Origin of the sequence: Ornithinibacillus salinisoli (assembly GCF_042684965.1) — a bacterium.
GTDB lineage: Bacteria > Bacillota > Bacilli > Bacillales > Amphibacillaceae > Ornithinibacillus > Ornithinibacillus salinisoli.
In genome coordinates this window covers 292391-317287 of the sequence record NZ_JBHUMI010000017.1, presented here as the reverse complement: position 1 = coordinate 317287, position 24897 = coordinate 292391, and the positions used below count along the sequence as shown (strand labels likewise).

The 24897-nt window shown below is 35.2% G+C and carries 26 protein-coding genes and 1 pseudogene; 5 read left to right on the top strand and 22 right to left on the bottom strand.

From position 1 onward, the window contains the following. The 8 genes from ACFSTA_RS15550 to ACFSTA_RS15515 all read right to left on the bottom strand — a co-directional run bounded on the left by ACFSTA_RS15550 (position 1) and on the right by ACFSTA_RS15515 (position 7438). Positions 1-1056, bottom strand: a complete 1056-nt coding sequence (locus ACFSTA_RS15550; RefSeq protein ID WP_377557712.1) for a M42 family metallopeptidase — start codon at positions 1054-1056, stop codon at positions 1-3. 168 nt (positions 1057-1224) lie between these two features. Beyond that, positions 1225-2163, bottom strand: a complete 939-nt coding sequence (locus ACFSTA_RS15545) for a hypothetical protein (protein WP_377557711.1) — start codon at positions 2161-2163, stop codon at positions 1225-1227. A 73-nt stretch (positions 2164-2236) separates the two neighbouring features. Next, positions 2237-2677: a VOC family protein gene (locus ACFSTA_RS15540; protein ID WP_377557710.1), complete on the bottom strand. Its 441-nt coding sequence runs from the start codon at positions 2675-2677 to the stop codon at positions 2237-2239. Between the two features lie 120 nt (positions 2678-2797). Next, positions 2798-5068, bottom strand: a complete 2271-nt coding sequence (locus ACFSTA_RS15535) for a hypothetical protein (RefSeq protein ID WP_377557709.1) — start codon at positions 5066-5068, stop codon at positions 2798-2800. Next, positions 5058-5378: a hypothetical protein gene (locus ACFSTA_RS15530; protein ID WP_377557708.1), complete on the bottom strand. Its 321-nt coding sequence runs from the start codon at positions 5376-5378 to the stop codon at positions 5058-5060. The genes ACFSTA_RS15535 and ACFSTA_RS15530 overlap by 11 nt, the downstream gene beginning before the upstream one ends. Beyond that, positions 5356-5922: an RNA polymerase sigma factor gene (locus ACFSTA_RS15525; protein ID WP_377557707.1), complete on the bottom strand. Its 567-nt coding sequence runs from the start codon at positions 5920-5922 to the stop codon at positions 5356-5358. The genes ACFSTA_RS15530 and ACFSTA_RS15525 overlap by 23 nt, the downstream gene beginning before the upstream one ends. 180 nt (positions 5923-6102) lie before the next feature. Then, the gene (locus ACFSTA_RS15520) at positions 6103-6807 is read right to left on the bottom strand and encodes a cytochrome c biogenesis CcdA family protein (RefSeq protein WP_377557706.1); all 705 of its coding nucleotides are present in this window, start codon (positions 6805-6807) and stop codon (positions 6103-6105) included. 112 nt (positions 6808-6919) lie between these two features. Further along, positions 6920-7438 carry a MarR family winged helix-turn-helix transcriptional regulator gene (locus ACFSTA_RS15515; protein ID WP_377557704.1) on the bottom strand — a complete coding sequence of 173 codons (519 nt, stop codon included), beginning with the start codon at positions 7436-7438 and terminating at the stop codon, positions 6920-6922. Positions 7439-7592: 154 nt separating this feature from the next. On the opposite strand from ACFSTA_RS15515, the gene ACFSTA_RS15510 reads away from it, so the two are divergent. Continuing rightward, positions 7593-8651: a M42 family metallopeptidase gene (locus tag ACFSTA_RS15510; protein WP_377557703.1), complete on the top strand. Its 1059-nt coding sequence runs from the start codon at positions 7593-7595 to the stop codon at positions 8649-8651. Positions 8652-8928: 277 nt separating this feature from the next. On the opposite strand, the gene ACFSTA_RS15505 is transcribed toward ACFSTA_RS15510, so the two are convergent. Both ACFSTA_RS15505 and ACFSTA_RS15500 read right to left on the bottom strand, forming a co-directional pair. After that, a complete protein-coding gene (locus ACFSTA_RS15505; RefSeq protein ID WP_377557812.1) occupies positions 8929-9876 on the bottom strand; it encodes a nucleoside hydrolase in 948 nt (315 codons plus the stop codon). Between the two features lie 80 nt (positions 9877-9956). Then, on the bottom strand, positions 9957-10994 hold the full coding sequence (locus ACFSTA_RS15500; protein ID WP_377557702.1) for a flavin-containing monooxygenase: 1038 nt from the start codon (positions 10992-10994) through the stop codon (positions 9957-9959). A 141-nt stretch (positions 10995-11135) separates the two neighbouring features. Here ACFSTA_RS15500 and ACFSTA_RS15495 point away from each other — a divergent pair, with 141 nt between their 5' ends. The 4 genes from ACFSTA_RS15495 to ACFSTA_RS15480 all read left to right on the top strand — a co-directional run bounded on the left by ACFSTA_RS15495 (position 11136) and on the right by ACFSTA_RS15480 (position 14905). Next, positions 11136-11522: an ArsR/SmtB family transcription factor gene (locus ACFSTA_RS15495; RefSeq protein ID WP_377557701.1), complete on the top strand. Its 387-nt coding sequence runs from the start codon at positions 11136-11138 to the stop codon at positions 11520-11522. Continuing rightward, on the top strand, positions 11491-13626 hold the full coding sequence (locus tag ACFSTA_RS15490; protein WP_377557700.1) for a heavy metal translocating P-type ATPase: 2136 nt from the start codon (positions 11491-11493) through the stop codon (positions 13624-13626). Before ACFSTA_RS15495 ends, ACFSTA_RS15490 begins: the two co-directional genes overlap by 32 nt. Before the next feature lie 166 nt (positions 13627-13792). Further along, positions 13793-14470 (top strand): DsbA family protein, encoded by a 678-nt coding sequence (locus ACFSTA_RS15485; RefSeq protein ID WP_377557699.1) that lies wholly within the window; start codon positions 13793-13795, stop codon positions 14468-14470. A gap of 3 nt (positions 14471-14473) precedes the next feature. After that, entirely contained in the window at positions 14474-14905 is a 432-nt protein-coding gene (locus ACFSTA_RS15480; protein WP_377557698.1) for a disulfide oxidoreductase, read from the top strand. 54 nt (positions 14906-14959) lie between these two features. On the opposite strand, the gene ACFSTA_RS15475 is transcribed toward ACFSTA_RS15480, so the two are convergent. From ACFSTA_RS15475 to ACFSTA_RS15420, 12 genes and pseudogenes are all read right to left on the bottom strand, one after another. Further along, positions 14960-15400, bottom strand: a complete 441-nt coding sequence (locus ACFSTA_RS15475) for a hypothetical protein (RefSeq protein ID WP_377557697.1) — start codon at positions 15398-15400, stop codon at positions 14960-14962. Positions 15401-15558: 158 nt separating this feature from the next. Further along, positions 15559-16824, bottom strand: a complete 1266-nt coding sequence (locus tag ACFSTA_RS15470; RefSeq protein ID WP_377557696.1) for an MFS transporter — start codon at positions 16822-16824, stop codon at positions 15559-15561. Between the two features lie 469 nt (positions 16825-17293). Then, positions 17294-17377: pseudogene (locus ACFSTA_RS15465) on the bottom strand (IS200/IS605 family transposase); the annotation flags it as partial. 53 nt (positions 17378-17430) lie between these two features. Continuing rightward, entirely contained in the window at positions 17431-18198 is a 768-nt protein-coding gene (locus ACFSTA_RS15460) for a CAP domain-containing protein (RefSeq protein WP_377557695.1), read from the bottom strand. Positions 18199-18667: 469 nt separating this feature from the next. Next, the gene (locus tag ACFSTA_RS15455; protein ID WP_377557694.1) at positions 18668-19489 is read right to left on the bottom strand and encodes a DUF817 domain-containing protein; all 822 of its coding nucleotides are present in this window, start codon (positions 19487-19489) and stop codon (positions 18668-18670) included. Between the two features lie 107 nt (positions 19490-19596). Next, positions 19597-19818 carry a helix-turn-helix domain-containing protein gene (locus ACFSTA_RS15450; RefSeq protein WP_377557693.1) on the bottom strand — a complete coding sequence of 74 codons (222 nt, stop codon included), beginning with the start codon at positions 19816-19818 and terminating at the stop codon, positions 19597-19599. Between the two features lie 10 nt (positions 19819-19828). Further along, complete coding sequence (locus ACFSTA_RS15445; RefSeq protein ID WP_377557692.1) at positions 19829-20320, bottom strand: DUF2975 domain-containing protein; 492 nt, start codon at positions 20318-20320, stop codon at positions 19829-19831. 750 nt (positions 20321-21070) lie between these two features. Then, positions 21071-21673 carry a response regulator transcription factor gene (locus tag ACFSTA_RS15440; protein ID WP_377557691.1) on the bottom strand — a complete coding sequence of 201 codons (603 nt, stop codon included), beginning with the start codon at positions 21671-21673 and terminating at the stop codon, positions 21071-21073. Positions 21674-21697: 24 nt separating this feature from the next. Next, complete coding sequence (locus ACFSTA_RS15435; protein ID WP_377557690.1) at positions 21698-22786, bottom strand: sensor histidine kinase; 1089 nt, start codon at positions 22784-22786, stop codon at positions 21698-21700. 84 nt (positions 22787-22870) lie between these two features. Further along, the gene (locus tag ACFSTA_RS15430; protein ID WP_377557688.1) at positions 22871-23251 is read right to left on the bottom strand and encodes a hypothetical protein; all 381 of its coding nucleotides are present in this window, start codon (positions 23249-23251) and stop codon (positions 22871-22873) included. Between the two features lie 318 nt (positions 23252-23569). Continuing rightward, positions 23570-23860, bottom strand: coding sequence for a hypothetical protein (locus ACFSTA_RS15425; protein WP_377557687.1), 291 nt, complete (start codon positions 23858-23860; stop codon positions 23570-23572). A gap of 452 nt (positions 23861-24312) precedes the next feature. After that, entirely contained in the window at positions 24313-24873 is a 561-nt protein-coding gene (locus ACFSTA_RS15420) for a hypothetical protein (RefSeq protein WP_377557686.1), read from the bottom strand. Positions 24874-24897 lie beyond the last annotated feature (24 nt).

The window sequence follows — 24897 nt, the reverse complement described above, 5'->3', positions numbered from 1 at the left end:
TTAATAGGATACCATTTCAGATTTTACATACTGATAAACTAATTGCTCTGTTTGTGCTAATGAGGATTCATGTGTTCTTTCATAAGCATGGGAAGAATCAATTCCTGGGCCAATTAAACCATGTACAATATCATGCCCAGATTTGATAGCAGCAGATGCATCAGACCCATAATAAGGGTAAATATCAAGTTTATAGCCGATGTTATTTTTTTCTGCCAGATCAACTAAATGTTTGCGTAGCCCATAATGATAGGGGCCAGTAGCATCCTTGACACAAATAGATACCGTGTACTCATCTGTGGACTGTCCATCACCCATTGCTCCCATATCAACAGCTAAGTATTCTACTGTTTCTGGAGTTACATTGGAATTACCACCATAGCCAATCTCTTCATTATTCGAAATTAAGAAATGGGTGGTATATGGTAATGTGATATTTTCTTCCTTTATTCGTTTAATTAATTGCAAAAGAATCGCCACACTTGCTTTATCATCTAAGTGACGAGATTTAATAAATCCATTTTCTGTTTCCTGCACACGTGGATCAAACGAAACAAAATCCCCTACTTCTATTCCAAGTGATCGAATATCATCCGCATTTTCTACCTTTGCATCGATACGAACTTCCATATTTTCTTGATTTCGCTCTGCTTTTCCAGCATCCTTATACACATGAACAGAAGTCTGATGCATTAAAATGGTTCCTGTTAAAACTTTACCGTTCGAAGTATGAATTTCACAATACTCCCCTTCAATTGCGTTATAGCGGAAGCCACCAATCAAATCTAGGCGAAGTCGTCCATTACTTTTCACTTCTTTCACCATAGCTCCTAACGTATCTACATGGGCTGTTAACATGCGGTGCTCATCAGTGTTCTCTCCAGGCAAGGTTGCAATTAATCCACCTTTACGATTACGTTTCGTTTCTACATGTAATGCTTTTAAATAATCTTCTACAAATGCGATCACATTGGAAGTAAATCCTGATGGGCTTGGAATAGACACAATTTTTTTTATGAGTTCTTTCGTTTCTTTTACATTTGGATATGTACTCACGATAATTTCCCCTCTCCATTAATACTACTTCATATTTTACCTATACTATCGTTAGATTAACAGAAATAACTACTCATTTATGTAGAATTTGTATGATTTTACCTTCTATTATTAAAATATTAAAATGAATAAAGGTACTCAGATTTTTTAGTCAGAGTACCTGTAAACCTACAATGTTTCTATTACATTTTTCTTGTCTATTTTTAACTGGTTTAGGTTATTTTCGCTTTGTTCTTCTTGTGATTTTAATTTGGAAAGAATGTTATTAACATGTGATAATTGTTCCTTTGTTTGCTGTAATGAATCGTTAATTCGTCCCTGTACCATCCAATCTACGATAAATCCATCAAAGAAAAAGTCAGCAAACTTTAATAATCCAGACATATCCACATGCATAGCTGCTACTTCATTTACGTCTAGTAATTCTTTTTGAAACTTTCGCATTTTCGATTGTGCGATATGAATCTGGTCCGTGGCTTGATCAATATGGTCATGTTTTATCGCACTGGATATCATTCCACCACCAACCATATCCCACGTCCCCCAGCCTTTGGCGCTTTGAAGGGAGTCAATTGCTTGAAGGAGTGCCCATTTAACATTTTCACCTGCTGTAATTGCCTCTCCCAATTCCGTAAGATATGCTTGCACATCAGCTTCTTCCTCATCTAAACGAAATAGTTTGTCCGAGTAATCTGAGTTACTATCCTTAATTAGCGCTTCTTTTGTCTGTAATAATTCTTGATATTCCTGCTCACTATTCATTACAAGTTTCCGTTTTTGGTGTACAACAGTCATTTCATCTACTATTTCATGTTTCGTTTTCTTTGCTTCTTCAAGTTGAAGTTGTACAGCAGCTACTTCTTTTTCTTCTTTATCTAATCTTTCGTATTTTGTTCCAACTATGCTTGAGATTAAATTCGTAATACTTATTCCCTCTAATTTTTGCACATCTTTCTTTTCTTTTTCTAGCTGTTCAGATACGTTTTTAATTGTATCCTCAACTTCTTGTAACTCATTTTCGTAATCGGTTAATTGCTTCTCGAATTTACCCTTCTTACGAATATCTCCCTTTACCCGTACGATTTGCTCATTTAAATTTTGAAACATATAAATCCCCCAATTTATTATTTACTATTACATACGAGGAGGATTTAAAAAGGTTTCATGTATCTTGAATCGGTTATTTAATGATTAACATGTCATTTTCATCAAATTCCCACATCTCACCATAAGCAACTTCCCAATAATAACCATTAGGGTCTTGAAAATAGCCACTATAGCCTCCCCAAAATACTTTTTCTGGTGGTTTAACTATAGTTGCTCCAGCATTTTTTGCCATTTCAAATATTTCATCAACTTCTTCTTTGGATTTACCGTTATAGGCAAGCGTAATGCCACCAAAACCTTCTACTAGTTTTGGAGGGTTCTCCTCATTAATATCTTTCACTAAACTATCAATTTGAAAAAGTGATATTTTCGTACCCCCATTTTTAAAGAAAATAACATCTGGAGACTCTTCACTTCCGTATACCAGAACATCAAAACCTAATCCTTCACGGTAAAATTTAAGCGATTCTACCATATCTTTTGCACCTAAGGTCACTAAATTTAATCGATTCATTTCTTCATCTCCTTTAATTTTATAGTTCCATTTAAATTAATTCGCCATTCAAGTGTATTTTTCCTTTATAAAAAAACCCGTATATTGGAATCATCCAATATCGGGAAAAATGTAAGGTAACTATATTTCTCTGATCGCTTTTATAAACTTCTTTAATGCTTGTTTATCGGTTGCTTCTATCCACTGTGTTAACTCTTCTTCATTACTTTTAAAATATAATTCTAGTACATTCTTTAATTCTTGTTCGTAATTTGTAAACGGAACACTTTCCTCTTGTAGTTTTTTCACTAAGGTCAACCAATCTTTACGAGTTTCACCATGACCTAGATACGTTTTATCTGGATGTTCTTTAGCTATTTCTATCGCTTTATTAAAATCCTCACTTAGATATATCTCAACAGCTAACCAATTACCAACAAAATAGTTACTTTCATCTTTTTGCATTACCTCTTGAAAAAGTTCTCTAGACTCTTCAAGCTTTTCTTGTTTCATTAATGCACTAGCAAAGGTTCCTTGAATATATTCCGATACCACTCCATCATTTAACTCAGCATATCGTTCGTACCATTTGTGATAAGCTTTCCAATCCTCTTTTTCATAATAGTAATTTACTACTTCATAGGAATACTCAGGAGAAGAAGACTTTTCTGCCAATTCGATTAAGTATGGCAATGCTAATTGATTCCTTGTCTCAAGAGATCCGTCTCCTTCCATCCCAATCATTCGAACTATCATACGTAAACTATGGATATCATCAGGATTTTCTTCATAGTTTTTTTTGTATGCAACTAATGCTTCCTTTTCCTTTTTCTCTATCAATAGACGATCGGCGTTTGTTAGTTGTCGTTTATGTAAATGAAAGAAGGGTAAATTTCCAATTGTATCCCCATTAAGTCTATATCCATTGCTGCGAGTTATGAGCTCATGATTAACATTATATGCTTCAACACTCCAGGAAAACCGATTATTTGGATTTGTAAATCCCAACAATGGATACGGGTCAACAATATCTTCATCTCCAATTAATAATCCTATTTGTTTATCATATAACCTCTCAATTGGAACCGTTAGTTGCGTATCTTTGATTTCTGTTTTAAAACTTGCTCCAACAGATCCTGACTCTATACCCACTCCTAGATTAATGTTATAATATGCGGCACCATCTATCTCTTCCCAAGTAAACGTTACTTCCTTATCCGCGATCTTTTCTTGATTGACTGGCGAATATATATCCATTAGTGGATGTAATGTGATGTTATACTGAATATCCTCACTCCCATCTACTTCAATCCATTCATTACTATTGATAGGCCATGTCCAACCGTCGATTTGCTCAAACATAAAACCTAAAAAGATTTGATAACTCCCTGGTATTACACCGCTAATTTCAAAGTTGCCATTTTCATCAGTTATTACTGGATAAGGTTCATCTTCTGTAATACTACTATTTACAGCACTTTCTTTGCGTAGAAAAACCCCAGCATTTTTTAGTGGTGTTCCATCATTACGAACAACCTTGCCATTAACTGTAACAATTGATTCGTCACCATTTTCAATCGCTTTGGACAAATGCCATTCTAATGACTGCAATTGTTGATAGATAACCGTATTTTCAATATTAATTTCTTCCGTATCCCCTTCTATTTCCTCGGTCAATCTAGTATTCTCTTTTTCCCAATCATCTTCATATTTATTTAGAGCTGTTTTAATTTCCTTGTATGCTTTCTTTAAATTTCCTTGTCGAATAATTATTTCCGCTCTTAACTTTGCTATTTCAGCGTTTTTATAGTAGTTTTCTGGATCAATTGTTTGAATTAACTCTTGAATATATTTTTTTGCTTTTTCTAATTTAGATTCGTTTATAGCTATTTTTACCCGCTCTAATAGCAGCTCATCCTGATGACTTGAATATCGAGTTGCTGAAAATCTATTTATCGCTTTTAACAATACTTCATCCGCTTTATTTAACTGCCTTTCCCGTTGATAATAGGAAGCTAGCTCTTTAGCCACGCTTCCTAAATAACCATCTACTGGACCGTTATCCAAGTAATCATATAAATAAGGTAATTTCTCCTCCCAAGTAAAATTTGCCTCAGTTATAGCATGACCGCTATGAGTAGTCATGGAAGGACCAACATAAATATCATATCCCCCTGCAACTCCACTTCCTACGATATATTTTATAATTTTATCCCATTTCTGCCCAGGCAACAGAGGTCCCTCTAATGCATCCATCATCAGCGCCTTTCCCCCTGATTTTCCATCTTCTAGTTTTTTATCCGCCACATATAATTCAATTTGAGGGACAATAAAAGATGTCATAAATGGTATAGATAAAAAGCAAACAGCTATAACTAAAACAAGATGTTTTACCTTTATCTTAATCTTCATTTCTAATCATCGCCCTCTCCAAATCCTCTTTCCAATATGTATTTCCAGCAACCTCAATTAACACATTTTCATTAGTTATCACTTGGTGCTGATTCAAGTAAAATTCCTTATATCCAAATGAAAACATAATGATCACACAAACTGCACTTATTGGCAGGAGAGGAACTTCAACTTCTTTATTCCAAAGGTTACGAATTTTATCCTTCCATGTCCTTGGATAGGCACGATCAAGCACATTATTTTGTTTACAAAACGTAATCGAAGCTAATTCTTTATCCAGCTGTTTTTTAAATTGTCTCTTGTCTTCCATCAGTAAAATCCTCTCCTTCCATCAAAATTTCTTTTAATAATATCCGACCTCTTTTAAGCCTCGATTTAATTGTACTCTCCTTGGTATTTGTTTGATTAGCAATTTCATGAATTTTAAATTCGCTAAAATAAAACAGTGTGATAACCTCTCTATACTTATAATCTAGTTTTTGAATGGCATTACTTAAGTTCTGATTCCACACTTCTACAAGTAGGTCATCTTCTGGACTTTGCACAGAATTATCTTCTTTTACCTTCTCAACAATCTCTAAATTTAGAAATATATTTTTCCAATTCCACTTTCGCATTTGTGTACGGCAACGATTTACAGCAATCGAGGTGAGCCAGCTTTTTAGTTTACTAGGATCATCGAGCTGATTAATTTTATCAAATGCTGTCATAAACGTATCTTGAACAGCCTCTTCTGCTATTTGGTGATCTTTTACTAATAAATATGCTGTTCGTAATAAGTAATCTCCATATTCATTCATTAACTCGATAAGTGCACTTTCTTCTCTCTCTATTAACCTGTTAACAAGATGCAATCTAGCTCTCCCCTCCCTTGCACTACTTAGATGCAGTTTCCTTAGAAAAAGTTGCATATATGGACTATTTTATGTTTTTAGTAATGATTAATTTTAGTTTAACATAGTAAAAATCGCTCAAACGACTATGGTTTGAGCGATTGGAAATACCTAATAAAGAAATTATTTAATTTTATACGTTTACAATCCAAATAATCCTAGCCATCCAGCTACAATGGCAGATAGCTTCGTCATCCAGTCAAAAAACAAAGCTACACCTAAAAGAATCATGATATAGCCACCAATCTTAACTAATTTCGTACTATGATTTCTAATCCACTTTAATTTACCAACAAAAAAGGACAATACGAAAAACGGAATGGAAAACCCAAGGACATAGCTAATCATCATAACCATACCAATGTCTGGAGTAGTCGCTGTTAGTGAAACTATAACTCCAAGAATTGGTCCCATACATGGTGTCCACCCGATAGAGAATGTCATCCCAATGAGAAACGAACCGACAAATCCTGCTGGACGGTTTTTCAGTGATATCTTTCTATCTTTCATTAAAAACTCGAAGTTAAATATGCCAACAATAACAAGACCAAAAAACACAATTACAATTGCTCCCAATTGACGAATGATATCTTTATAAGCTGTTAGAAATTCATAAAATAAAGATGTATAAAAACCAAGAATTATAAAGATAATCGAGAAACCAAGCAAGAAAAAAATAGTATGCAATAAAGCTTTTTTATTCACTTTCTGATTATCATCTTTCAATTCACTAACACTCATACCAGTTATGTAAGACAAAAAAGCTGGATAAAGAGGTAAAACACATGGTGAAATGAACGATAGCAAACCCGCACCGAAAGCAATAAAAACATTGATATCTGACATTATATCTCCCCCAACACATACACTGTCCTAATCATACCAGATCGATTAGCAAGTAAAAATGACAATTGTATGAATGCCATTGGCTTAATGGAGAATATTTCAGATTAAATCACTATAACGGTTTTTCATCCAAATTAATATTTGTATAATCCACTCCATCTATCTTCGCATTAAATAATTTTTCTCCGAACATTTCTCCTTTATTTGCATCAAGAATTTTCCTGCCAGTATGTAAGAAAGAATCCAATTCCTCTTTAGACAAATGGCTCATTTCAAAAGGAAAGGAGTCTTGTTCTACTATCGTTGCAACGATTTGTTGAAATAATTCATTTCCAGAGGAGGTAATTGTAACTTTCTTGAATTTTGATCGTTTGGGATCTTGAATAACCGTGATAAAACCTCTTTGTTTTAATGGTTTAAGTAGTCTTGTAACAGTAGAAATGTGCCAGCAACCGATTTCGCTGATTTCAGAAGGGGTTAATGTGTTTCCATTAGTAGATAGGATAAATAAGATATGTTGTTGAGCTGGTGAAAGGTTATGAATTCTTCCCAATTCAGACCAGTTCGTTTCCATACAAAAATATAATGCTCTAACCATTAGAACAGTATTTTGCTTATAAATAAAATCCATCGTCTCCTCCTCCCTTATAGCTATAGTTATGAACCATTATTAACATTTTTTGTAAAAAGTATTCTAATCAAGTTATCGCCTATTTATAAACATATTTAATGCCTAGTAGAAACGTATATAGTATGATAAATAGAACAATTGGAGGGATACTAGTATGAATCATTTATTAAAAGAATTAACGACTATTCATGGACCATGTGGGTTTGAAGAGGAAGTAGCAGTGTACATAGCTAAACGGCTTAAAGACTCCGTCGATTCTTTAGACATAGATGGAGTTGGTAATCTGATTGTTAGCAAAAAGGGAAAACAAAAAGGGCCAACAGCTGTTGTTGCTGCCCATATGGATGAAATTGGATTTATCGTGAAAAAAATTGAAGAAAATGGGTTACTGCGATTTGAAAAACTGGGTGGCCATGATGATCGTATTTTATTATCACAACGGGTACAAATAAATACGAATGTTGGACTACGCCCAGGTGTGATTGGGACAATTTCTGCCCATATGAAAAAGTTCGATGATCCTCAGAAAGTGCGAACTCATCAACAGCTTTATATTGATGTAGGGGCAGCATCTAAACAAGAGGTAATTGAATTAGGAATAAAAATTGGTGATACCATTACGTGGCAACCATATTTTGATCAATTAACGGAAAACCGTATAGTCGGCAAAGCATTTGATGATCGAGCAGGCTGTGCTGTATTAATAGAAGCTATAGAGGAGTTAGAAGCAAATGACTTCTCTGGGGAACTGATAGGAGTTTTTACAGTTCAAGAGGAAGTAGGATTACGCGGAGCAAGGGTCATTAGTCATCAGCAAAAAGCTGATGTAGCAATTGCCCTAGACACTACTGCAGTAAGTGATACAACCGAAGAAATGATGGATCAAACATTAGAGCTTGGTGCTGGGACAGGTATCAAAGTAATGGATGCTAGTTTAATAGCTAACAAAAAAGTCCGGAATCATTTAGTAGAAATCGCTGAGCAACATACTATTCCACATCAATTGGAAGTTTTTCCTGGGATTGGTACAGACGCAGGTGAATTAACTTTAGCTCAACACGGTATTCCAACTGGTGTTTTGTCCATTCCTTCTAGATATGCACATTCTTCCATAGAAGTAATTGATCTGAAGGACCTGAAAGCTACGAAGGATTTGTTGGTAGCATTTGTGAAAGAGATGAAGTCATCTGATGGATATAAGGTGAAGATTTAACCTCATAAGAATCGAACAACGAGATGGCCATGTGGGTAAAGTGATACCTACATGGCCATATAAAATGAAAAAGTTTCTTTTTATAACGTAGAGCAATCTCTTCTTAAGATTTCTATTTTCAATCAACTATATCTGCCTCTTTCAACTATTGAAGCTCTCCGTAAGAAAATGAAATTGATTTATCGAATTTAGAATTTTTTGTCAAAATATAAAGTGTTGTTTTAGTCATTTTAATTGTTTGTTTTACTGTTCCAAATGTGCTTGTTCGAATCCGTTATCACTCCGGTAACATTACCTTAATAAATTCCCTTAAAAATTCTTCGTAGTGAAGATTTATCGCAACTCTCGTTTGCCCCGTTTTACTTGTTGGTCGAATATCGATATAGGACATCCCTTTTGCTTCGATTTCCTCAACTACTTTTGCATCATAATATGTGTAATCAACGATGGTAGGGTTTTTAACTAGCATAACTGTAAGTAAATCATGTATAGGAGCACCAGGAATACCTGGAACAGTTTCCTTATAAAATTCATAGTAATATTCGAATACAGGAGCCATCATAAACGCATAAATGTTTTTCTCATTCTCAGAAATAGCATCCACAATTTCCTGAGTAAGAACAGCGAATTGAGTGGCATTTAATGGTGTAATTGTTAGATTATGTGCAAACTTAAGAACAAAATTGGAAGAAGTCGGATCTCCAAAGAAATTTGCTTCTGCGAGTGCCGTTACATTACCAGGAACAAAAAATGCCCCTCCCATTACATAATAAGAATGAACCATTTTCATATCGTCCGGAAATAGGATAAAAGCGGTAGCCAAAGTGGTTGATCGACCTGTGTCGACTACGATAATTTCATTTTTATATCTTTCAATGATAAGCCGAATGGTGTCAAAAGGATACGTCTGATATTGCAAATTACTTGGGGGCTGTATCGGCCCGATCCCTTCCCCGTGAATTTCCGGATAAAAAGTAACCTCTTCCTGTTGAACTGGCTTTGCTGCACCGGGAATAATTGGAATGTTGTTTTTTCCTGCTAATTGCAATAAATAGGCTGCATTCGCTGTAGCCTGGTTTTTTGTCACATTCCCATAACTGGTGACGATACCAACAAGTTCAAGTTCCGGATCTATCAAGGTATACATAATAGCTAACGAATCATCAATACCAGGGTCACAAAATAAAAGTATTTTTTTCGTGATAGGAACTCCCCCCTTTCTAATCTCTATGTATATTCCTGGTAACTATTAATCATTCCTGGAATAGAGGGACAGTTCTTATCTTAATAAAGCCTATTGTGTTATCATTTCTTCTTAATATGATTCATTACATATTCTGCATCATAACCTATACCCTGCAAGAGAGCTGATCCTCTTCTATGTTGCCATGGTAAACCCAAAAAGTATACGCCGTCTACGTTGGTAATACCCCTATGCTGAATTGGCTTCCCTTTCCTATCCAAAACACCAGCTACATGTAACCAGGAATAATCAAATAGGAAACCAGTAGCCCATATAATGTTATGTACATTAAGAAGCGTGTTATCCTGGAATAAAATCTTATTTTCCTGACCACTAATGGATCTATTTTTAACGACCACATCACCATTTCGAATAGCATACCTCAATTCAAGACCAAAGATTGGGTCCCCTCTTTTTTGAATTTGCCTCCCTATAAATGAATTGGAGGTTGCTTTTAATATGCCAACCTTATCAAACCACCAAAATATACTTTTATTTCTAATAACTAATGGTAGAAATATTAAACGTTGACTAGTTGATAGATAAGTTTTCTTTATTTGTGAAATTTCTACAGCTATTTGCGCTCCACTATTCCCTCCGCCCACAACTAACACATTTCCTGTTTTTAATTGTGAGGGGTTTTCATATTCAGACGAATGTAACTGTATAACCTCTTTTGATAACGTATTCGCAAAGGCAGGAATTCTTGGCTTCTGAAAAGGACCAGTAGCTATTATCACATTTTGAGCTTCATACTCCGTATGCTCAGTCGTAATATGAAATATGTTATCCTCTTTTCGAACATAAGTAACCTTATTGTTATGCTTAATCGGTAGTTTAAAAGATTCCACATATTCCTTCAAATATTGCGATATTTCATCTTTTGACGGAAAGCCCTGTGGTTTCCCTTTAAGTTTTAATCCCGGTAAGGAACTGAACGATCTCGGTGTAAACAAGACCAAGGAATCGTAGCGTTTATCCCATACTTCACCTACCTCTTGATTTTCATCTAAAATGAGGAAGGAATGATTGGATTGTTTTAAGTAATACCCCATAGCCAACCCCGCTTGACCAGCACCAATTATAATAGTTTGATACACTTGTTTATCATCTCCAGATTAATATAGGATAATATTACCACATTAAAACAATCATTTGAATGTATGAATTGACAAAAAATATGGTTAAAGCATACACTAAAAACAAATAATCAAATTATCATTTGAATGAAGGTGAGAAAAATGAGTGAAGAAAAGGTGTTAAATACATCTAAAGATACATGTGACATATTTTGTTTTGATGAGGAAAAAGTAAATCGTATTCAACCACAAGTAGAAAAAGTAAATGGGGCTGAAATGATTTTTAAAGCATTAGCAGATGCAACTCGTGTGAAAATAGCGTATGCTCTTACCTTAGATGAAGAATTATGTGTTTGTGATGTTGCTAATATTATAGGCTCAACAACTGCAACTGCATCCCACCATTTACGATTATTACGTAACATGGGATTAGCTAAGTATCGAAAAGAAGGGAAACTAGTTTTTTACTCACTAGAAGATGACCATATTCGTCAACTCGTATCAATCGCTATAATACATGCAGAAGATGGTGTTAAGAGTGGAAAATAACAAAAACGTCTATCGCTTACAAGGTTTATCCTGTACAAATTGTGCGGCTAAGTTTGAAAAAAACATAAGTAACATTCAAACTGTGGAAGATGTTCAATTAAATTTTGGGGCATCTAAAATTACCGTACAAGGAGAGGCTTCCATCGAGCAACTAGAACAGGCTGGTGCTTTTGATGGTATCAAAGTATTTCCAGAACGACAACGTCTAGTAGAAAAAAAGGAACCATTCTGGAGAAAACGTGAAAACCTTACGACAATGATTTCATTATTTCTTATTTTAATAGGTTATTTTCTTTCTTTTCAATTAGGAGAAGAAAGTCCAATTACTATTGGAACGTTTGGGCTATCCATTTTAATTGGTGGCTTTAAGTTATTCAAAGTAGGTTTAAAAAACTTAACGAAGTTGCAATTTGATATGAAAACCCTAATGACTATTGCGATTATCGGAGCAGCAGTCATTGGTGAATGGGGTGAAGGTGCAGTAGTAGTTTTCTTGTTTGCATTAAGTGAAGCATTGGAAAGCTACTCAATGGATAAAGCACGGCAATCTATTCGCACGCTTATGGATATTGCGCCGAACCGAGCAACTATAAGACGCGGAAATAACATCATTGAAATTGATGTAGAAGATGTTCGTATTGACGATATTATGATCATAAAACCAGGACAAAAAATTGCTATGGATGGTGAAGTTGTAAAAGGACATTCTTCCATAAACCAAGCAACTATAACAGGTGAATCAATCCCTGTCTATAAAACTACAGGTGATGAAGTATTTGCTGGAACTTTAAATGAAGAAGGCTCTTTAGAGGTTCGGGTAACTAAACATGTGCAAGATACAACGATTTCTAAGATTATACACTTGGTAGAGGAAGCGCAATCAGAACGCGCACCTTCTCAACAATTTGTTGATAAATTTGCAAAATATTATACTCCGGCTATCGTGTTAATTGCTCTATTAGTTGCAATCATACCACCGCTATTCTTCGGAGGCATTTGGTCTGAATGGGTATATCGAGGTCTTGCAGTACTTGTTGTTGGTTGCCCTTGTGCCTTGGTAATTTCTACACCTGTGGCAATTGTAACAGCGATAGGGAATGCAGCTCGCAAGGGGGTTCTAATAAAAGGTGGTATACACTTAGAAGAGACTGGCAGATTAAAAGTAATTGCTTTTGATAAAACCGGGACACTTACAGAGGGGAAACCAGAAGTTACGGATATCGTTAGACTATCAACAATGAATAATGATGAACTTTTGGGAATTTCAAAGGCGATTGAATCATTTTCCGGGCATCCACTTGCCTCAGCAATAATTCGTAAGGCTGAACATGACCATATAGAAACGTATGAGGCAGAAGACTTTCAATCCATAACAGGTAAGGGTGCGAAAGCAAAAGTAAATCGTACAGAATATTTCATTGGTAGTCCAACATTATTTGAAGAAATGACTTCGGTTTCTGATGACACCAAACAACGGATTAATGAATTACAAGAACAAGGTAAAACAGTTATGTTATTAGGAACGGAGCAAGAATTAAAAGGTTTAATTGCAGTAGCAGATCAAGTTCGTAAAGATAGTTTATCAATCATACAAAAACTTCATCAGATTGGTATAAAAAAAACCATTATGCTCACGGGAGACAATGAGGCCACTGGAAAGGCAATTGGCAATCATTTAGGGTTAAGTGAGATTAAAGCAGAACTGTTACCGCAAGATAAACTAGAATCAATTAAATCACTTCGAGAACAAAATGGAAATGTAGCAATGGTCGGAGATGGAGTAAACGATGCACCAGCACTTGCAACCGCGACTGTTGGAATTGCTATGGGTGGTGCAGGAACCGATACTGCCTTAGAAACAGCTGATATTGCTTTAATGGCTGATGATCTAGAAAAATTACCATATACAATTGCTTTGAGTAGAAAAACATTATCTATTATTAAGCAAAATGTATCATTTGCCCTTGGATTGAAGATATTAGCACTTCTATTAATCATCCCCGGTTGGCTAACGCTATGGTTAGCGATATTTGCTGATATGGGAGCTACATTAATTGTAGTGCTTAATTCATTGCGTTTAATGAAAACGAAGTATAGTGACTAGTATTTTTACATTAATTGGGTGCAATCTATGATGGAATTGCACCCTTATTAAATATATATAACATCTTAAAATTATGAAAAGTATTTGAACAATACTTAGTAAACTCGTGTACATAATAGTTTGATGGTAAAATTAATTGCACATAAGAATATGGAGAGGTGTTTTAATGAAAAGTGAAAAATCGCCATTTAAATTTGTTGTTGTTGTCACATTATTAATTGTTGCATTAATTATTGCGTTGGTTGTTATTAATAACAGTAATTCTGAATCAAACGAAGAAAAAACGTTTGACAAACAACCGCCAATTGAGGGACAACCTACATTAGGTGACTCCGATGCTCCTGTAACAATAGTGGAATTTGGAGATTTTAAGTGTCCAGCATGTAAAGCATGGGGTAAAAACATTTATCCTCAGCTAATAAGCGACTATGTAGATACTGGGAAGGTTAAATTCTCATTTATAAATGTCTTATTTCACGGTGAAGAATCACAATTAGGATCATTAGCTGCCGAATCGGTATATAAGCAAAATCCTGATGCATATTGGGACTTTCACAAAGCGCTCTTTAAAGAACAACCAAGTGAAAATCATAACAGCAGTTGGATTACAACAGAGAAGATTCTTGAAGTAGCAGATGAAATATCAGGAATTGATAGAGATAAATTACTATCTGCTATTGAAAGCAATTCATATATGGACGAAGTAAATAAAGATACAGAATTGGTAAATGAATTCGAGGTAGAACTTACTCCAACTATTATGGTAGATGGAACAATGATAGAGGACCCATTTGATTATGACGCAATTACAAATGCTATAGAAAATGCACTAGAGGAAAATTAGGAAATGAATAAAGTAGGTATTCGACAATTATCACTTTATGTAGCTTGGTTAGTTTCCGTTATTGCAACACTTGGGAGTCTTTACTTTAGTGAAATACGAGGTTTTGTTCCATGTGAGCTTTGTTGGTATCAGCGCATTCTTATGTATCCATTATCTTTGATTCTAGGAATAGCAACATTTCAAAATGATTGGTCTGTTAAAAAATATGTATTACCTTTAGCAGTAATTGGCTGGTCTATATCACTGTTTCATTATCTGGAACAAAAGGTTCCGGGTTTTGCAGATATTAAACCATGTGCCAATGGTGTTCCATGTAGTGCTGAGTATATTAATTGGAGCGGATTTATTACGATCCCATTTTTGGCATTGATAGCATTTACTCTAATTATTATATTAATGTTACTTATAAAACCATCGAAGAATAATCAAAAATAAGCAGAGGTGCAATTCAGACATGAATTGCACCTTTTATTGAGTGGAATCTACTATTTAATGATACCTAAACCAGACAAACCAACCGTCTTTTTCCTTACTTTTTGCTAAAAAGATCTGACCTTCTAAAGCACTCGCACTTTTCCCTTCCCACCTAGGAAAATACAGTTTAACTAACCAGGATTGATCTGCAACTGCTTCTCCACAGAAATTTTTTGCCATTTCATAATAAACCTCTTCCTTCTCTTGTCCAACTGTTTCCGGAAAGGGTTGAGCAGTAATTACTTCCCATTCAGAATAGAAGTTTCCGTAGTCGCCATGACCGTAAGTTACAGGCACAATTTTATCCAGTGCATCTAGAAGCTCTTCCTTATCTTTTAAAGAAGTTCGCTCTAATTGTTTAACATTTGGACATTCTATGTTCGGTTGTGCACTTATTTGGTATGGCACCATGAAGAATAGTGCAACTAAAAATATCACTATGATTATTTGTTTCATCTACATCACCTCTGTAGTAATATCCCAATAACTTACAATACTTATTCAACATGTATGGGTGATGAATAGATACATTACTGCTGGTTTCATTAAGAAAGCAGCCCATATTGGCGATCTTCTTGATGTACTAAAGTCCCTTTGTAGAAGAAAAAGCATCATCAAACTTTACTTCTCCGAGACCATATTACGATTGGAATAAGTATGAAGGACAAAATCCCACCAGCAAATGACAATGTTTCAAAACTTGAACCAGCAACAACCATTCCAGACAAAGCACCACCAGCAGCTCCTGCTAACGCAATAAAAACATCTGTTGTTCCTTGAGTCTTGGCACGTGATGAAGCATCTGTTGAATCGACAATTAGAGCTGTACCACTAATCAAGCCAAAATTCCACCCTAATCCAAGAAGAGAAAGAGAAATAACTAAAAATATCACAGAATCCGTTGGTGCAATCGCCACTATTACACCCGAAAGGAGCAATGTAAATCCAGAAGCTATTGTCATAGCAGTACGACCAATCTTATCAACAAGGATTCCTGTAAAGAGTGAAGGAAGATACATTGCACCGATATGAAAACCAATAACAAGACCAATGTCACTTAATCCATGACCATGATGTTCCATATGTACTGGTGTCATTGTCATAATGGCAAGCATTACAATTTGCGTAAGTACCATAATTGTTACCCCAACCGTAATTCCTCTTTTATTTCTTGTTTGGTTAGTAGCCTCTGAATCCTCATTCCGTTCCTGTTTATACGTATTAATCATTAAAGCTATAATGAATGGGTCTGGACGAAGCATAACATATAGTACCAGACCTGCTAAAATAAATGCGACTGCGGATAAAATAAAAGGACCAGCTAGTTCTGGAACACCAATAGAAAGCGCAAATTTGCCCATAACAACCACTAAGTTTGGACCTGCAATTGCACCAAAGGTTGTTGAAACCATCGCTATACTTATAGCAGTAGCTCTCTGCTTCTTATTAGCTAAGTCCGTACCTGCGTATCGAGCTTGTAAATTTGTTGCAGTACCTGCACCATAAATAAATAGGGAAACTAATAAAAGAAACACACTACTTATTATAGCTGCAATTACAACACCAACAGCTCCTATCCCACCTGTTATAAAACCTGTTACGAGACCTATACGTCGTCCAAAACGTTGAGAAAGTCTTCCTACTATCATTGCAGCCCCTGCCGAACCTAAAGTAAATAAACCAGCTGGCAGTCCAGCAAATGCATTTGTTCCTAGCATTTGCTCTGCAAGAAGTGCTCCAACAGTAATTCCAGCAGCTAATCCTGCCCCACCAAACATTTGAGAAATAACGACAATAATTAGAGTGCGTTTGTATAGTTTTTTTATTTTTTCTGGATTATCTATAAAACCTTGTGCCAAATCATTCGTTTCACTATACATGTTAAACACCTTCTTATTAAAATTCGCCCGTATTAAATGCTTAAAAAGAGTTCATTCTGCAATCGTCACATATTCACTCATTGGTAATTCAGGCATGAAGTTCATAATCTTGATTTTAAGCACGTTCCACAAGGGCTTTTCAAAACACTAATCTGCTCCTTAATTTCAATAAAAATGATGCGATTCCTTTTGAAAAGCGCACCAATTAAAACTAAGTTCGAATAATAAACAACAATAGTTTATTCAAAAGAACTCCTCCCTTTGTAAACTGAACTTCCTTGTTGGTTTAATAACTCTATACTGATACTAACATGATATTCCAAAAAATATTACTAAAAATTAAAACCACCAGTGTGAACTTGTGGTTTGCTCTGCGGCTGAAATTCTTTGTTACCGGCCTTGGCCTTAATAGCCCACCGAACGGATTTCCCTCTTGCACCACATTCACTCACGGATTCTAAAGAATCTCCTATTTCTTCTTATTTCTTTTTCCTGTAAATGGATCATACTCTTCGAATAATGTTAATTGATCAGCCATGTAGTCTTCTTTAAGCTAATTAACAAAAAGAGGTTAGCAATTTATGCTAACCTCTTCATGCATCAAAATTACTTCCCAATAAATTGTTGTGTCCAGTGGTTTCCTTGTTCAACATGCCCTACACCAATATGCGTAAAGTTCTCATTTAAAATGTTTGCACGGTGCCCTTCACTGTTCATCCATGCATTCACAACTTCTTCAGGAGAGCGTTGACCTTTGGCAATATTCTCACCTGCAGTACGGTAAGTTATTCCATGGCTTTTCATCATGTCAAATGGTGAACCATATTTTGGACTATTATGATTAAAGTAATTGTTTGTTGCCATATCACGTGATTTTTCTCTAGCTACTTTACTTAATTCCGTATCAATTTTCAGTGGGGCTAAGCCATTTTTCTCTCTTTCTTGATTAGTTAGGCCCACTACTTCCTGTTCAAATTGACTAAGTTCAGATTCTTGCGATTGGCTTTCGTCAGCTTCTGTTTCTTGTTCTGTTTCTTGTTCTGTTTCTTGTTCTTCAGATGGCTCCTTGACGTCCGGGTCTTTTACAGACTGTTCATTTTGCTCAGACTTTTCTTTTTGTGCAGGTTCTTCTTTTTGTTCTTGCTTCTGATTAAATTCTTTCCAATCTATATGATATTTTTCCAACAATTGATTGATTAGATCATTGATTTGTGTTTGTGCTTTTTCCCCATTTAAACTACTATTTTCTCCATTAAAAGAATAGTAGACATTATGGTTAAACGAATTATTTGATTCGGCATTAGCTGTATCAAAAGCCGCTCCAAAAATAAAAGCTGCTGATATAGCTGTAACCATTCCAATCTTCTTAAACATTGAAAAATTCCTCTCCTTTTCGCTACAAGTTTGTAAATCAACTTACATTCACATCATAGCACGTGTTTTTTGTAATAATTTTGGATGAATTTTCCATTATCAATGTTTTGAGTCTTTCATAACATCTTCCAGATTATTAAAACCTTGACCTATTAAAAAATATAGAAAAATACTAGACATAAATAATTTGGAATTAAATTCACTTAACGGTAATACATTCCATAAAAATAGTATTGACAACATATTAATAGCTAGGGAATTGTAACATTCTATGTCCACTTGTAATTGAAATGTCACTTATTTGAAAGTTGGAGTGTCTTATTAACTGTGGTAGTATGGAAGGCTTCTGAAGGGTAAATGTTTTTCAATAAGATTTGACGAGGACAAAACAAGATCAAAGGCGCAAGACCCCGTTTAGCGACGTACGGACTGCGAATGTAAAGTTAAAAGGCATGAATCCAAAAAGAATTCATGCCTTTTTCCGAGGGTTCTTATAAGTTATCAAATATTGACTAGCATCTATACTAGTGGAATTTTTCCCCTTAACCTGCTTTAACGTCGAGACTATAAGAAAGCTAACAATCACTAATAAAAGCCATGAACTAACCTTTCCTAAATGAACAAGACTCCACGCATCGGTTTGATTCGGATATTCCCAAGCTCCAAAGAACGTTGTGATATTTTCGGCTATCCATATAAAAAATCCGATAAGTACAAAAGAAATGGCAAGTGGCATTCGGTAACGAGTTCCATTAACCTCGTATGTGACCCATGATTGCCAAAAGACGATCAGGACAAGTCCAGATAACCACCAACGCACATCAATCCAATAATGGTGGGTGAAAAAATTCAAATAAATGGCAGTTGCTAGAGGCACTACTACCAAAAACGGCGGCCACTTAACCAGTTCAACCTTTAACCTCCTCCACGCCTGACAAAGATAACTCGCTACACTTGCGTACATGAATCCGCTATACAAAGGCACTCCAAAAATTTTGAAATATCCTTCCTCTGGATAAGACCAGGAGCCCATATGTACTTTAAATAATTCAAGAGCAAGTCCGATAAGGTGAAACAACGTGATCACCTTTAGTTCATCCCGTGTTTCAAGTCCAGATCTTACCATCCACCACTGCATCAGAAGACAGATGATGAGTAGCCAGTCATACCGTGGTAAGAAAGGTAGTGGTATGAATTGTGTAAGAGCCAAAGATGCAAAAATAACGACAGGAAACAAACATGATAAGGCCTGCTCCCAACCAAAACGAATGAGTTGTTTTAGTGCTCTCATGACTTGTTCCTCCATTTTTGATTGGTAAAATTCATGAGTAACTTCCCTTTAATGAAATAAGTAAAAGCAATCTGTTCTTTCCTTTCAATGTTACATATTCCTTTTTATTAATCTTGAGCGTCTTCATCGCTTCGGTATTCTAAAATATCCCCCGGTTGACAATCCAACGCCTTACAAATCGATTCTAAAGTTGATAATCGAATGGCTTTTGCCTTTCCATTTTTCAATATAGAAAGGTTAGCCATTGTTATTCCAACTCTATCCGAAAGTTCAGTTACACTCATTTTCCTTTTAGCCAACATCACATCAATATTGATTATAATCGCCATGTTACTCACCTCAGACCGTTAAATCATTTTCTGATTTTATATTAATCGCTTCTTCCAAAAGTCTTTGGAGAACAGCAGCAAAGATTGCGATAACCATTGAAGCACCACTAATAACCATTCCGATTAATACGAGCCCTGGTGCGTCATCCCACTCTGCTATGATATAGACGAATGGTAAAGCCACCACATACAAGCAACTAATTGTGATTGCACAATTTTTTATATTTTTTAGCGCTCTTACAGATAATCCAGAGAAAGCTAGGTTCTTGTCAATATAGCTTAATAGTCTAAATGCTTGATATAATGCTACGTAAAACGGTATCGTCGATAAATACATAATACTTAAGATGCCAAATACCATATATGCCAACTCTGAACCCCTTTCCGCTGCTTCAATTGCTTCATTCGCTATCTGAGGCAACAAAAATATACACAAAGCAAGAATTGGAGTTCCAATAATAACAACTGCTATTTTTAAAAACAATGTTGATCCTCGTTTCATAAAAAGCACCTCACTAATTTATTTCTTATTTGATATTAACACGATATTTATCGTTTCACAATAAAATATTATTGTATTTTATTATATTAATGTTGTTATGCAAATGTCCTTGAAATTTTAGACAAAGATAAAAAGCATTTTTCATCACAAGTTATGCCGTCTTAAATCTGTTATTTAGTAGAATGACCATTACTTTGCAATCATGACTTTGTTTACAAAAAAAAGACGACAGAATTTTTACTAACGCGGGTCTAATTTGAGACAGCGCTTCAAAGTGGTGAATTTCATGAATAGAAAACAAGATATTAATCTAAAACCTATAACTTTTAATGAATGCTAGGTCCCAAAAGAAACAGAAAGAATGTCATCGGTTTTCTACTCTGGGAATTCACCCTCATCTCAGTGTCCCTTTTTTCACCAACACTGTTTTGGACGGAAAGGAAATACCCGGGTGATTGACAATATTGCCCTATAGAAAAACCAAATAGGAGAAGGTGATTCATTGGTAGAATAGAAAAAGAAACTTTCCAAAATGGAAAGTTTCATTCTGAGACCCTTATATATCAGTAAGTTGTTTATATAGACGTTCGTCCGCAATTCGCTCTTTAATTGAACAAAGTAAATATTAACTAATTGCAAGGTTCTAGGGAATAAAATTCAATAGATGAATGGAATGATTTTCCAAAATGCGCCCTCTTCATCCGGTTTAACAATATCCGTTTAGTCTCGCAAAAACTATAAATACGTAATTTATTTCAGCCAACCTTTATTTTCGGCTATGGAGACGGCGTCAATACGATTTTTTGCTTCGAGTTTCTGAATAACTTCAGATATATAATTACGGATGGTTCCGGGTGATAAATATAGTTTAGAACTGATATCTTTCACAGAATCGCCTGCTTGCAAACAACTAAGGATTTCAGTTTCCCGTTCAGTGAGTGGATTTATTTCTTCCATCATTGAGAAGGTCAGGTGCGGACTGAAGAACCGCTTTCCTGATTGAATCTTTCGAAGTGATTCAGCAAGTTCTGATACCGGTGCATCTTTTAGCAAATACCCCCGGACTCCAGCTTTCACAGCCTGTTGCAAATACCCGCTTCGTGCAAAGGTGGTAACAATTACAACCTTACATTCACTTCCCTCGGATTTTAACCTTTCTGCTACTTCCAAACCACTTAATAAAGGCATTTCTATATCCAAAAGGGCAATGTCTGGTTTATGCTGTTGGATTAGTTGCAATGCTTCTTTACCATTATCAGTTTCTCCAGCAATTTCAATATCCACTTCCATAGCCAACAATTTACTGATTGCGCCTCGGAGCATTCCCTGATCTTCTGCTATAACGATAAGCATATAATCTCCCCTATCCTAAGAAATTCACTTTTTTGGAACAGTGATTGTTACTTTAGTTCCCTGCGATAGACTGGACTCATAATTGATTTTCCCTTCAATTAATAATAAACGATCTCTCATTCCCAGTACTCCATTACCGAATTCATCGAATCTCGTATTCTCTTTATTCATCCCTTTACCATCATCTTTGACAACAAGCACGTACTCCTCTTGAAATTCCTGCAGACTGATAGTGCATGTTTCAGCATTACTGTGGTTGACGACATTGGTAATGCATTCACGAAGACACATCCCGAGAATATGCTCAATAGTAGAGTCTATACTGGTTGAGGGATTTTTTTCATGAATAAATCGTATTCCAGCAGTATGAAGAATTGACACAGCATGTTTGAGTTCATCTTCAATATTAATAGATTGCATATCACTAACCAGCTCCCGGACTTGAAGCAAAATTGAGCGTGAAATAGTTTGAACCTCTCGAACTTCTGCCATTGCCTGTTCCTTATCTGTAGGGATTAAGCGTTCCACAAGCTCACTTTTCACGGTAATCATGGACAATGTTTGCCCTAAAGTGTCATGCAAATCCCGCGCAATACGTTGACGTTCGGCATTTTTCACAAGTCGCTCAATCTCCTTATTAGCTCTATTAAGTTTCATACTCGTTTCCCAGGACCGATATAACGCCCTTATTACATAAGGGATTACATACAATGAAAGGACAACTGGGATCCAATATGGCTGAAATTCGTCCAACGATAGCATATAATATAGAGAGATTGCTCCTGCATAGAAGATTGTCATGGATAGCATGATCCGTGTGATTATACGATAGGAGTCAAGCAATCCAGTCACAATTGCTGGATAAAAACCTAAACATAAACTCCAAGGTGTATAAAATGCACCTATAATTGCCACAGTTCCTAGCTGGACAATAATATATACGATCCGAAACTTATCATCTGCAAGACTTTTGTAGTAGCTGATCCCGAGGATTAAGAATAATACCAGATAACCTGGCTCCACAGGCATGAAAAATAAATAACTAACCGGAAGGATCAACAGCCCCAGTAAGGCTGTTTCCTTCGAATGTTTAATTAACAATTGTGTTCTCATTTATACCGCTTCCCCGAAAATTAATATATGACTAAACTATCATGGAATTGTTGCTAAAAAAGAATTAATCCAATACTGAACTTATCATGTAAGTGCTGTTTTTTTCGGTTTCAGCCATTTAGGTACTAACCAAACCGAAAATAATGCGACGACAATATGCAAAGGATGCGCGACAATCCCAAAATCCATTGCTGGTGGGTTTAAAACATCATTAACTGTCATCAACAAAGTAATTCCCATAACAAGAATGATGTAGTAAATTCTTGGTTTATTGGTAGACCGAAACCATTTTGTGTAAATTAATGCCCCAGCAATATTCGCTACAATTGCCGCCATTCCGATAGAAATCCAAGTCAACTGATCAAACCAAAGTGCTGTAAATATACCAATTAAATAGACCGTCATTATTCCTGCAATACCAGCAATAGTTCCAACATAACATCCAATTATAATACTTCTTTTCATAAATCAAATCTCCTCTTTTTTTAAGATGTTTTTATCGTAAATAAATGGGAGATTAATTAGTAGTTATGGACATCACTTATTAAAAATGATAAATATCATTTCGGAAAATTTACATGACCTAAGGATAAAAGTTCAGTCAGGTTCTTATTTGATGAATGGACTAGTGATACGGTTGAAAGATTAAAGGTACTATTTTCACGGAAAAGTTTTATTATTATATAAAAGCCAAAAAAGAGTCTTCTCAAAATTTCTGTTAACTAATGAGAAGACTCGATTTACTATTCTCCATGCTGTCTGTGTCATTTATTAAAAGAATTGCTACTCTAATACTTTTTTGCTCTTGGGTAATTTCATAAAAAGAAAACTAACTAAGTAAGTAATCCAAGTTATTCCGAACAAAGCAAAAATCCCTGGTGTAAGGACGAAATATAAACTGAATGGCAATGACCACAAAATAGCGAATAACATTAACCATTGTTTAGTTGTTAAAGATGAAATGATTGCTAAACAAGCAGGAAGAAATAACATAAAAAATGTGCTACCCATTGGTCCGATTTCATTTAGGTTTACATACGGATTATAAAAATGAAGGACCATCCATAAAATCATGCTGGAAAACCCTCCAATTATACCTAAAAACTTCGATGTATTTCTAATTGAAATCACCCTCCTTTTTTATACTATTCTGCCATTTTAGCTAAATAACTCCACACTTCAATACTAACATTATATTCCAAAATCATTATTGAATAACCGATCAATGATCACCTTATTTAACTGTAGTACTCGTTTTTTTGAAGGGTCTAATTTTCTCTTTCCCCTTCCATTCAAAAAACTTTCAAGCTGGTAAACTAACACTGTGGCACCTTTTCAATAGTATATTTAATTTTTCATCTACATTATCCAATATTCATCTAATTGCCTTTCACTTACGGAAAATACTTCCATTGTACCAGCGAATATAACTATAAAAAAGATTAAACTAATTATCCACAATGCATTATCCATATGTAATACCCCCATAAAATAATTTATTCATGGAATGGAACTCTAAGTTAAAACTAAAATTCACGAATTCTCCTTAGTAATCCAACAATACCTTTGCTGCCGAAAAATAGAACAATCCCCAATATCAATCGGAGTAATTTCTCTAAAAAGGCAAACAATAATTCTCTCTTCATTTCGGTCGTATCAAAACCCACTCCTACTTCTTTGAGACTTATCCAGCTTTGTGCCAAAGAGAAAAATGTTGGGAGGGTATATACGATAAAAACAAGACCAACAATTGAAACTGCAGCCACTTGAAACTGATGGGCGGTTAATGAAAATTCGTTTTGATTAGATTCTTCTTTGATTTTTATTTCTTTATATTTCGGAATAACAAAACGACTAAACTTCTCAGCATATAACCAGACAACTATACTTATCAAAATCTGGACCAAAACTGGACCTAGGACAAGAATCAAATTGATAACATTGGATTGAGCAAGCTCTTGCAAATCCTCATAGTACATAGGTAATACATAATAATTAACAATATGTGATACATCCATGAATGATTTTATGAAGAGATAACAAGCAAAAATTCGTAACGCTATAAAAGCAAAATCTTTTTGATTCATACATAACTCTCCTCTTTAATGTTG

Bases quoted from the DNA above. Each gene is read 5' to 3' on its own strand.
- ACFSTA_RS15545 (WP_377557711.1), bottom strand. From the start codon at position 2,163: ATGTTTCAAAATTTAAATGAGCAAATCGTACGGGTAAAGGGAGATATT.
- ACFSTA_RS15540 (WP_377557710.1), bottom strand. From the start codon at position 2,677: ATGAATCGATTAAATTTAGTGACCTTAGGTGCAAAAGATATGGTAGAA.
- ACFSTA_RS15535 (WP_377557709.1), bottom strand. From the start codon at position 5,068: ATGAAGATTAAGATAAAGGTAAAACATCTTGTTTTAGTTATAGCTGTT.
- ACFSTA_RS15530 (WP_377557708.1), bottom strand. From the start codon at position 5,378: ATGGAAGACAAGAGACAATTTAAAAAACAGCTGGATAAAGAATTAGCT.
- ACFSTA_RS15520 (WP_377557706.1), bottom strand. From the start codon at position 6,807: ATGTCAGATATCAATGTTTTTATTGCTTTCGGTGCGGGTTTGCTATCG.
- ACFSTA_RS15515 (WP_377557704.1), bottom strand. From the start codon at position 7,438: ATGGATTTTATTTATAAGCAAAATACTGTTCTAATGGTTAGAGCATTA.
- ACFSTA_RS15510 (WP_377557703.1), top strand. From the start codon at position 7,593: ATGAATCATTTATTAAAAGAATTAACGACTATTCATGGACCATGTGGG.
- ACFSTA_RS15495 (WP_377557701.1), top strand. From the start codon at position 11,136: ATGAGTGAAGAAAAGGTGTTAAATACATCTAAAGATACATGTGACATA.
- ACFSTA_RS15490 (WP_377557700.1), top strand. From the start codon at position 11,491: ATGCAGAAGATGGTGTTAAGAGTGGAAAATAACAAAAACGTCTATCGC.
- ACFSTA_RS15485 (WP_377557699.1), top strand. From the start codon at position 13,793: ATGAAAAGTGAAAAATCGCCATTTAAATTTGTTGTTGTTGTCACATTA.
- ACFSTA_RS15480 (WP_377557698.1), top strand. From the start codon at position 14,474: ATGAATAAAGTAGGTATTCGACAATTATCACTTTATGTAGCTTGGTTA.
- ACFSTA_RS15475 (WP_377557697.1), bottom strand. From the start codon at position 15,400: ATGAAACAAATAATCATAGTGATATTTTTAGTTGCACTATTCTTCATG.
- ACFSTA_RS15470 (WP_377557696.1), bottom strand. From the start codon at position 16,824: ATGTATAGTGAAACGAATGATTTGGCACAAGGTTTTATAGATAATCCA.
- ACFSTA_RS15460 (WP_377557695.1), bottom strand. From the start codon at position 18,198: ATGTTTAAGAAGATTGGAATGGTTACAGCTATATCAGCAGCTTTTATT.
- ACFSTA_RS15455 (WP_377557694.1), bottom strand. From the start codon at position 19,489: ATGAGAGCACTAAAACAACTCATTCGTTTTGGTTGGGAGCAGGCCTTA.
- ACFSTA_RS15450 (WP_377557693.1), bottom strand. From the start codon at position 19,818: ATGGCGATTATAATCAATATTGATGTGATGTTGGCTAAAAGGAAAATG.
- ACFSTA_RS15445 (WP_377557692.1), bottom strand. From the start codon at position 20,320: ATGAAACGAGGATCAACATTGTTTTTAAAAATAGCAGTTGTTATTATT.
- ACFSTA_RS15440 (WP_377557691.1), bottom strand. From the start codon at position 21,673: ATGCTTATCGTTATAGCAGAAGATCAGGGAATGCTCCGAGGCGCAATC.
- ACFSTA_RS15435 (WP_377557690.1), bottom strand. From the start codon at position 22,786: ATGAGAACACAATTGTTAATTAAACATTCGAAGGAAACAGCCTTACTG.
- ACFSTA_RS15430 (WP_377557688.1), bottom strand. From the start codon at position 23,251: ATGAAAAGAAGTATTATAATTGGATGTTATGTTGGAACTATTGCTGGT.
- ACFSTA_RS15425 (WP_377557687.1), bottom strand. From the start codon at position 23,860: ATGATTTTATGGATGGTCCTTCATTTTTATAATCCGTATGTAAACCTA.
- ACFSTA_RS15420 (WP_377557686.1), bottom strand. From the start codon at position 24,873: ATGAATCAAAAAGATTTTGCTTTTATAGCGTTACGAATTTTTGCTTGT.